9 protein-coding genes are annotated in these 9,192 nt (G+C 42.9%); all 9 read left to right on the plus strand.

What is annotated here, in order from left to right:
* Positions 1-394 precede the first annotated feature (394 nt).
* From ahaH to QAS77_RS08265, 9 genes are read left to right on the plus strand one after another with little or no spacing between them, the layout of a single operon-like run.
* Positions 395-721, plus strand: coding sequence for an ATP synthase archaeal subunit H (ahaH, locus tag QAS77_RS08225; RefSeq protein ID WP_305064873.1), 327 nt, complete (start codon positions 395-397; stop codon positions 719-721).
* Positions 714-2,654 carry a V-type ATP synthase subunit I gene (locus tag QAS77_RS08230; protein ID WP_305064875.1) on the plus strand — a complete coding sequence of 647 codons (1,941 nt, stop codon included), beginning with the start codon at positions 714-716 and terminating at the stop codon, positions 2,652-2,654. Before ahaH ends, QAS77_RS08230 begins: the two co-directional genes overlap by 8 nt.
* A 4-nt stretch (positions 2,655-2,658) precedes the next feature.
* Positions 2,659-2,898, plus strand: a complete 240-nt coding sequence (locus QAS77_RS08235) for a V-type ATP synthase subunit K (RefSeq protein ID WP_250867758.1) — start codon at positions 2,659-2,661, stop codon at positions 2,896-2,898.
* Positions 2,899-2,950: 52 nt separating this feature from the next.
* A complete protein-coding gene (locus QAS77_RS08240) occupies positions 2,951-3,502 on the plus strand; it encodes a V-type ATP synthase subunit E (RefSeq protein WP_250867759.1) in 552 nt (183 codons plus the stop codon).
* 7 nt (positions 3,503-3,509) lie between these two features.
* A complete protein-coding gene (locus QAS77_RS08245) occupies positions 3,510-4,583 on the plus strand; it encodes a V-type ATP synthase subunit C (RefSeq protein WP_305064877.1) in 1,074 nt (357 codons plus the stop codon).
* Positions 4,583-4,882: a V-type ATP synthase subunit F gene (locus QAS77_RS08250; protein WP_250867761.1), complete on the plus strand. Its 300-nt coding sequence runs from the start codon at positions 4,583-4,585 to the stop codon at positions 4,880-4,882. Before QAS77_RS08245 ends, QAS77_RS08250 begins: the two co-directional genes overlap by 1 nt.
* Positions 4,873-6,609 (plus strand): ATP synthase subunit A, encoded by a 1,737-nt coding sequence (locus QAS77_RS08255; RefSeq protein ID WP_305064879.1) that lies wholly within the window; start codon positions 4,873-4,875, stop codon positions 6,607-6,609. The genes QAS77_RS08250 and QAS77_RS08255 overlap by 10 nt, the downstream gene beginning before the upstream one ends.
* Positions 6,610-6,611: 2 nt before the next feature.
* Positions 6,612-7,994, plus strand: a complete 1,383-nt coding sequence (locus QAS77_RS08260; protein WP_250867763.1) for an ATP synthase subunit B — start codon at positions 6,612-6,614, stop codon at positions 7,992-7,994.
* Positions 7,995-8,014: 20 nt separating this feature from the next.
* The gene (locus QAS77_RS08265) at positions 8,015-8,635 is read left to right on the plus strand and encodes a V-type ATP synthase subunit D (RefSeq protein WP_250867764.1); all 621 of its coding nucleotides are present in this window, start codon (positions 8,015-8,017) and stop codon (positions 8,633-8,635) included.
* Positions 8,636-9,192: the final 557 nt, after the last annotated feature.

Raw genomic sequence — 9,192 nt, forward strand, 5'->3', positions numbered from 1 at the left:
GGAAACGTATGGGAAAACATGCGGCATACAAGGGATCTGCAGATTATTGTATGATGCGTAACCCGGAATTCAGAAAGGAGTATATACACACCATACCAAAGGATGCTCAAATTCCTTTAAGGGTTGACCTGCAATACAAAAACTAAGTTATAAATAGAGCTAAAATAAACAGAATTGAATATTCCCCTACTTTTTTAGTGCATATTTGTTCTGGCAAACTGCACATGAGGTTTGCAGATAGTCAGAACTTAAGTATTTTTTATATAAATTTCCATGATAAATTATTAACATTACCGCAAACAGAAAAGCATAACCGAATAACTTATATGCAAGTTTGCTATTAGGAATGTAAATTACGCCAAGTTATCATTTTATAGATGTATCGAGGATTTACATGGCCAAAGACAAAATCTTATCCGAAATCAAGGAAGCAGAACAAAGTGCGGCCAAAATGGTGGATGAAGGGCTTAAGAACAAGAGCGAGCGCATTACAGCAGCTCGTGCTGAAGCCAGAGAGATCATCAAACAGGCGGAAACTGATGCAGCACAATCTGCCCAGAATGCACTGAAGTCAGCTGAAGAGACTATTAAACACGAATCAGAAGATATTATCTCCAAAGGCGTGAACGAAGCCAAAAGGATCAGCGACAAAGCTGAGGGTAACGTTGACAAAGCCGTTGAAAATCTGGTCACAGAGTTTGAGAGGACAATACATGCTTAAGCCAAAACAGATGAGTCGTGCCGTCATTGTAGGACACAAGGACATCATGGAAGCTACCGTGGAAGCAATTCACGGCAGCAACTTGTTCCACCTTGAAGATTACAATGAAGACGGTTCCGGACTTAAGCTTGGCAGACCATTCAAAAATGCAGGCGAAGTTTCTAAGAAACTTATCCAATTGAGATCTATCTCATCCTTCCTTGGTGTTAAGAAAGAATCAATACCAAAACAGAAGGAGACAACTGTTATCAATGAGCTCGATTCAATGCTGGACCAGCTTGATATCGAGGTCAGTACTAAAACAGAGAAAAAGTCTGAACTGGATTCACGACTCAAGGAACTTGAAGCACTGAAAAAGGACATTAGTCCATTTTCAGCGATCCCTATAGATATGGAATTATACCATGACTATGAGAGCATTAAGGTCTTTGCAGGAACTGTCAAGGAAAACATTGGTTCTGCTGTCTCACAGGTAACATCGACCTATGAGATGGAATATGACCAAAGTACCGGAACTGTGGCATTATTCATTAAGAAAGAAGATGAAGCTAAGATATCAGAGATCCTTTCAAATTTCGAGTTCAGAGAGATAAGGATACCAGAGATAACCGGAACCCCTTCGACCCTGATAGCAGATATTACAAGGGAAGAAGAGGGAATCCAGAAGCAGATCACTTCACTGGAAACGGATATTACATCTATCAAGGATAAATATTCAGAGTTCATACTTGCCAGTGAGGAATTGCTTACTATCGAATCTGAAAAAGCAGAGGCTCCAGTAAAGATAGCAACATCAGAACACACATTCATCATTGATGGATGGATACCTGATGATCAATTTGCAACTCTTGAAAGGACAATTGAATCTGCTACAAACGGACGAGCTTTCGTTTCAAAGCAAAAGATCACAAACGCTGATACAGACATCATACCTATCGAATATGATAATCCAAAGATCACCCAGCCATTCCAGGAGATCATGGACCTTTATGCACGTCCAAAGTACAAGGAGATCGATCCAACTTCTCTGATATTCATATCATTCCCACTTTTCTATGGAATGATCCTTGGAGACATAGGATATGCACTGATCCTCCTAGCACTTGCATTAGGTATCAAAAAGATGGTCAAGTCAGATGCAGTAAAGCCTTTGATGAATGTACTTATCTATTGTCAGATATCAACATTGATCTTTGGTGTTCTGTATGGTGAGTTCCTTGGGTTCCCACTTGCAAGTTTGCATACAGACCACGGAATTATACCTGGATTAATAGCAGGGTTCGAGACCATAACTCTCTTCAACTCCCCAGTTGGAGGAGAAGTTATCACATATCCGATACACCGCACACACATTGTGATGACGATGATCATTGCAACGGCACTTATCGGTTCACTTCATGTCAATTGTGGATATGTAGTTGGATTCATAAACGAAAGAAGAAAGCACGGATTCGCTGCAGCTATGTTCGAAAAGGGCAGCTGGCTTGTAGTCGAACTCGGAATAATCCTGGGTGTACTTGGTTATACAGGTTACGCACCTACGGCGATCATAGGAATTATAGTGTTCCTTATAGGATTCGTCATGCTCATTAAAGGAGAAGGCGCAAAGGGAGCTATAGAATTGCCTAGCTTATTAAGTAATGCACTTTCCTACACTCGTTTAATAGCTGTAGGATTGTCATCAATCTATATTGCATCAACTGTCAATCTCATAGCTTTTGATATGATCCTTCCACAGGGCGGGATCGTGGCAGTGATCGGTGCAATAATCGTATTCATATTCGGACATGCGTTAAACACAGTCCTGAGTATAATAGCCCCTGGATTGCATTCACTAAGATTGCAGTATGTAGAGTTTTTCGGTAAATTCTACGAAGGTGGCGGAAGAAAATACAGCCCATTCGGATACATTAGGAAATACACGGAGGAATAAACAAATGGTAGACGCAGCAGCAGCAGTAGTATATATGGACCCAGCAGGATTAAAAGCAATTGGAGCAGGACTCGCAGTAGGACTTACTGGACTTGCATCCGGAATTGCAGAAAGAGATATTGGTTCAGCAGCAATCGGCGCAATGGCAGAGAACGAGAGTCTATTTGGTAAAGGTTTGATCCTTACCGTAATTCCAGAAACAATCGTTATCTTCGGACTTGTCGTCGCACTGCTTATCAGCTAAGTTAATTTAAGAGCAAACATATTGCTCTTAAATTCTTTTAAGGTGTCAGAGCATGGGACTCGAAACAGTTATAAAAGATATCATGGGTGCTGCCCAGACAGAAGTAAACATGATCAATGCAGATGCTGATGCAGAGGTATCACAGATACTGGATGATGCTAGGCAGACTGCAAAGAAGATCATGGGCGAACGTCTGGCGAAAGCAGAAGATGATATCAAGCGATTACGCCAACAGGAGATCTCCAGCGCAAATCTGGAAGTCAAACGTACAATGCTTAATGCTCGCAAAGAAGTCCTTGACAAAGTATACGATAATGCAATAGAAACTATTGCATCCCTTCCTGAAACAAAGCAGGAAGAGCTGCTAAAAGCGATCATTGATGAAAATGATAGCAATGGCAGTAAAATATACTCAAACAAGGACTCAGAAAAACTTGTCAAAAAGTTGTCTTCCCTTGAATATACCGGCAATATCGATTGTATTGGCGGATTGATCATGGAGAACGATGATGGAACAGTTCGTTTAGATTATACATACGATATAATCATGAAGAATGTTAATGAGCAATCATTGAAACAGACATCTGATATCTTGTTCGGGTGATATCCAAATGGGGCTTTTGCAAAAATTCACAAGAAAAAGTAGTCCGAAGCAGAGCGGAAGTGGCTCAAATTACGCTTATGTGACTGCACGCGTTCGCGCGATGAAAAGCAATCTTCTCCCTAGGGAAACATATCCTCGATTAATGAACATGGGAATCGACGAGATCACCCGTTTTATCGGAGAGTCACAGTATAAGCAGGATGTCGATGAACTGGCAAGAACATATGACGGTGTGGATCTGTTTGAACACGCATTGAACAGGAATCTTGCGGTCACTTTTACAAAATTGATCAATATCTCCGAAGGAGAGTTGAACTATCTGATCTCTGAATATCTTAGGAAATATGATATATGGAGCATCAAGACCATTCTACGTGGAAAGTACTGTGATGCATCAGTAGAAGAGATCAATGATAGCATAGTTTCCGCCGGACAACTGTCTTATCCATTTTTGTCAAGCCTTTCAGAAAAAGAATCATATGAAAGCATCATCGATGCTCTCAGTGGAACCGATTATTACCCAACATTAAAAGGATATGATGGGACAAACCTCTCTGAGATCGAAAACCAGCTTGATAAGATGTACTATACCGGACTGTCCACTACAGTAGACAATCCAAAATCCAATGATAGTAAACTGTTCTCAAAGTTCATCCGTACTGAGATCGACATAAAGAACCTGAGTACCCTTTTCAGGTTGAAGAATGCCGGTGTGGAAAAGGATGAAATTGCAGACCTGATTCTTGAAGGCGGTCTTCATTTAAACATTAAAGAGATTGAAAAGCTATTACCACTTCCATTCAGTGAATTTGTTCAGTCACTTGAGAAGTATCCTTATTGGGAGGATATATCTGGAATAGTGAAAACTGAAATGGATTCACTGGTAGAACTGGAAACTCAACTCACGAAGTCCAACATCAAATCCGCTTCAAGCTTTTCACATGTGTACCCATTATCCATTGTTCCGATCATGGATTATGTACTGAACAAGACGAACGAAGTACACAACTTGCGTATAATTCTGCGCGGAAAAGCAGCAGATCTTGATGAAGAAATAATCAGGAACCAGTTGGTGATCTAATGGAATTAGCAGTAGTAGGTAGCAGCGAGTTTGTAACAGGATTCAGACTAGCTGGTATTAAAAAGATATACGAAGCTAAAAGTGATGAGTTGGAATCTGTTGTCACAAAAGTGCTCAATGATTCAGATGTAGGTATCTTTGTGATACATGAAAATGACTTTAATAAACTACCGGAAATTTTGAGAGATACTCTTAGTGAGTCTGTTGACCCCACAGTGGTCACTCTCGGAGGAACTGGTGAAAGTTCAAACTTAAGGGAAAAGATAAAACAATCGGTAGGTGTAGATCTGTGGAAGTAAATGGTGAAATTTATCGTGTGGCAGGACCTGTTGTTACGGTTATAGGAATTAAACCGAGAATGTACGACGTGGTCAAAGTAGGTCACGAGGGACTGATGGGAGAAGTCATCAGGATCAAAGGCGAACAGGCTACTGTTCAGGTATACGAAGATACTTCCGGTCTCAAACCGGGAGAACCTGTAATGAACACCGGACTGCCTTTGTCCGTTGAACTTGGACCCGGATTATTAGAAAGTATTTATGATGGTATTCAGAGACCTCTGCCAGTGTTGCAGGAACAGATGGGCAACTTCATTCAGAGAGGAGTTACCGCAAACGGACTGGACCGTGAAAGGGTCTGGGAGTTCAAGCCAACAGCAAGCAAAGGCGATGAGGTAAAAGGTGGTAACATACTCGGTTTGGTCCAGGAGACCAAAAATATCGAGCACAAGATCATGGTCCCACCATCGATCTCTGGTACTATCGAAGAGATAAAAGCAGGCAGCTTCAAAGTAGATGAGACTATCTGTGTTCTCACAGATGGAACAGAGATCTCAATGATGCAGAAGTGGCCAGTACGAGGACCACGCCCTGTAGCAAAGAAACTCATGCCAACCAAGCCTCTTATCACAGGACAGAGGATCCTTGATGGTATGTTCCCTATAGCAAAAGGCGGAACAGCTGCAATTCCAGGTCCATTCGGATCAGGAAAGACAGTTACTCAGCAGCAGCTTGCTAAGTGGAGTGACACTGATATTGTGGTTTACATCGGTTGCGGAGAACGCGGCAATGAAATGGCTGATGTATTGAACGAGTTCCCGGAACTCGAGGATCCAAAGACAGGTCGTCCACTCATGGAAAGGACAGTTCTTATCGCAAATACATCCAACATGCCTGTAGCTGCTCGTGAAGCATCTGTTTACACTGGTATCACAATTGCAGAGTATTACAGAGACATGGGATACGATGTATCACTCATGGCAGACTCAAGTTCAAGATGGGCAGAAGCAATGAGAGAAATTTCTTCAAGGCTTGAAGAAATGCCTGGAGAAGAAGGTTATCCAGCATACCTCTCTGCAAGACTCTCTGAATTCTATGAGCGTGCAGGAGCAGTTAACTCCCTTGCAGGACTTGACGGTTCAATCACTGTAATTGGTGCAGTATCACCACCTGGCGGTGACTTCTCAGAGCCTGTTACCCAGAACACACTCCGTATCGTAAAGGTATTCTGGGCGCTTGATGCAAAGCTCTCACAGAGAAGACACTTCCCATCCATTAACTGGCTTACAAGTTACAGTCTGTACACCCAGGGACTTGCTGACTGGTACAGCGAGAACGTTGGATCTGACTGGACACAGCTCAGGGACGATGCAATGGACCTTCTTCAGCAGGAATCCGAACTTCAGGAGATCGTGCAGCTCGTAGGTTCTGATGCACTTCCGGAAGATCAGCAGCTCACACTTGAAGTTGCACGTATGGTAAGGGAATATTTCCTCCAGCAGAACGCATTCCACCCTGTTGACACATACTGTCCGTTCGACAAGCAGTACAAGCTTCTCAAATCCATCACAAGATATGGAGAGATGGCAACAGCTGCACTTGAATCAGGAGTTCCAATGAACAAGATCATCTCCATCAAATCAAAGGATGAACTCGCAAAAGTGAAATTCGAAGAAGACTTCGATGTAGCACTTGATGTAGTCATGAAGAAGATGGATGAAGAATTTGCACAGATCGGAGGCAACTGAACATGACCAAAGAATACAAAACGATCGTAGAGGTCTCCGGACCACTTATTTTCCTTGAGAAGACCGAGCCTGTAGGATATGGTGAACTTGTCCAGATCAACCTTCCTGATGGAACCACCAAGAGAGGACAGGTACTCGATACCTCTGCAGATATGGTAGTCGTGCAGGTCTTCGAAGGTACAGTAGGACTCAACGAGGAATCCGGTGTAGTATTCAGTGGCGAGACCATCAAACTCCCTGTATCAAAGGATATGCTTGGCAGGATCCTTTCAGGAGCCGGTGAACCACTGGATGGCGGACCAAGGATCATACCTGACAAGAGAGTAGACATCAATGGTGCATCAATGAACCCATATTCCAGGATGCCACCAGAAGATTTCATTCAGACAGGTATCTCCACCATTGACGGTACAAATACCCTTGTAAGAGGACAGAAGCTTCCTATCTTCTCCGGATCAGGTCTCCCACATAACGAGATCGCACTTCAGATCGCAAGACAGGCTAAAGTTCCTGGTAGCGATGAACCTTTTGCGGTAGTTTTCGCTGCAATGGGTATCACTAACGAAGAAGCACAGTACTTCATGGACGATTTCGAGAAGACCGGCGCTCTTGAGAGAGCTGTTGTTTTCCTGAACCTTGCAGATGACCCTGCTGTCGAGCGTATCGTTACTCCAAGGATGGCTCTTACAGCTGCAGAGTACCTTGCATACGAACATGATATGCACGTACTCGTAATTCTGACAGATATCACAAACTACTGTGAAGCACTACGTCAGATGGGTGCAGCAAGAGAAGAGGTTCCAGGTAGACGTGGTTACCCAGGTTACATGTACACTGACCTTGCATCACTGTATGAAAGGGCAGGAGTTATCAAAGGAATTAAGGGATCTGTTACTCAGTTCTCCATCCTTACAATGCCTGGTGACGATATCACCCACCCGATCCCTGATCTTTCCGGTTACATCACCGAAGGACAGATCGTGGTTTCCCGTGAACTTCACAGGAAGGGTATCTACCCACCGATCAATGTATTGCCATCACTCTCACGTCTTATGAACTCCGGTATCGGAGACGGTAAGACAAGGGACGATCACAAGGCAGTGTCTGACCAGATGTATGCAGCATACGCAGAAGGCCGTGACCTTCGTGGACTTGTTGCTATCGTTGGTAAAGAAGCACTGTCCGAAAGAGACAGGAAGATGTTGGAGTTTGCGGACTTGTTCGAGGACAGGTTTGTACGCCAGAGCAGAGACGAGGACCGTACCATCGACGATACATTGAAGGTCGCATGGGAGATCCTTGCAGAGCTGCCTGAAGCACAGCTTACCAGGATCGATAACAAGTACCTTGACAAGTACCACCCTGCTCACCAGAAAAGCGAGTGAATCGGTAGTGAGGGATCACAATGGGCGCAAAAGAAGTAAAACCGACTCGTTCAGAACTCATTGAGCTGAAGAAGAAGATCAAACTTTCAGAAGGCGGTCACAAGCTGCTTAAAATGAAAAGGGACGGTCTTATCCTTGAGTTCTTTGAAATTCTTAGCAAAGCAAAGGACGTTCGCTCCGAGTTGGATGCTGCCTATGAAAAGGCCAATGTGAAGATCGGTATCGCAGAAGCAGTGGAAGGCAGAATAACTGTAAAATCCACTGCATTTGCAATGAAGGATGCACCACAGATCGAGCTCGAAAGCCACAATATCATGGGCGTAGTAGTGCCAAAGATCGAATCCTCAAGTGTGCGTAAACCCATAAACAAGCGTGGATACGGACTTCTCGGAACAAGCTCTTACATTGACGAAGCTGTCGACTCATATGAAGAACTGGTTGAAAAGATAATTCTGGCAGCAGAGATCGAAACAACCATGAAGAAGCTTCTTGATGATATCGAAAAGACAAAGAGGCGTGTCAATGCTCTTGAGTTCAAGGTCATACCTGAACTCACAGAAGCAATGGTATTCATTCGCCTGCGTCTTGAAGAAATGGAAAGAGAAAATACATTCCGCTTGAAGAGAATCAAAAAAGCATAAGGCTTTCTCATGCAACAAAACTCATCTGATCGGCCAAACCTGGCCGACAGAGCTTTTTCTTTATTAACTCGACCTGAAAATCTGGCACGCATATTAAGATGGGCGTGGTTAGTTTCACTTGGGATGTTGATCTTAGGCTATCTTATTATTTACTTCAAAGTAAAATCCCACATCAACTTCTTACCATAAGAAGATCTTTCCTGTTTCTCCAGCTCTTGTATCGAGCGAATATAGTTCTGATAAGGATAAACTGAAATTATATCAGTAATACTTAAATAAATATCAGACATATAATAGATGAAATATAGAAATACTTTCGATCTGTGGAGCAAAACGCTTTTTCAAATTAGAGATAATATTTTCTCCCAGATAATAAATTCATCGAACTCAAAAGTTGATCCACAATGAATGAACTACCCTGGGAAAATAAAAAAGAAAATGCAAATTTCTCTAATGAGCATTCACCTGAGCCCGAGCTACCCTGGAAATCTGAAAAGAAGAACGACATATCTGCTGATGTGGAGTCTGAAGTCACCCCCTGATGACCATGTAAAATC

This window comes from Methanococcoides sp., assembly GCF_030594565.1.
GTDB classification, from domain to species: Archaea; Halobacteriota; Methanosarcinia; order Methanosarcinales; family Methanosarcinaceae; genus Methanococcoides; species Methanococcoides seepicolus.

What these genes read in the sequence shown, in the direction of transcription:
- ahaH (WP_305064873.1), top strand. Translation starts at nt 395, where the DNA reads ATGGCCAAAGACAAAATCTTATCCGAAATCAAGGAAGCAGAACAAAGT.
- QAS77_RS08230 (WP_305064875.1), top strand. Translation starts at nt 714, where the DNA reads ATGCTTAAGCCAAAACAGATGAGTCGTGCCGTCATTGTAGGACACAAG.
- QAS77_RS08235 (WP_250867758.1), top strand. Translation starts at nt 2,659, where the DNA reads ATGGTAGACGCAGCAGCAGCAGTAGTATATATGGACCCAGCAGGATTA.
- QAS77_RS08240 (WP_250867759.1), top strand. Translation starts at nt 2,951, where the DNA reads ATGGGACTCGAAACAGTTATAAAAGATATCATGGGTGCTGCCCAGACA.
- QAS77_RS08245 (WP_305064877.1), top strand. Translation starts at nt 3,510, where the DNA reads ATGGGGCTTTTGCAAAAATTCACAAGAAAAAGTAGTCCGAAGCAGAGC.
- QAS77_RS08250 (WP_250867761.1), top strand. Translation starts at nt 4,583, where the DNA reads ATGGAATTAGCAGTAGTAGGTAGCAGCGAGTTTGTAACAGGATTCAGA.
- QAS77_RS08260 (WP_250867763.1), top strand. Translation starts at nt 6,612, where the DNA reads ATGACCAAAGAATACAAAACGATCGTAGAGGTCTCCGGACCACTTATT.
- QAS77_RS08265 (WP_250867764.1), top strand. Translation starts at nt 8,015, where the DNA reads ATGGGCGCAAAAGAAGTAAAACCGACTCGTTCAGAACTCATTGAGCTG.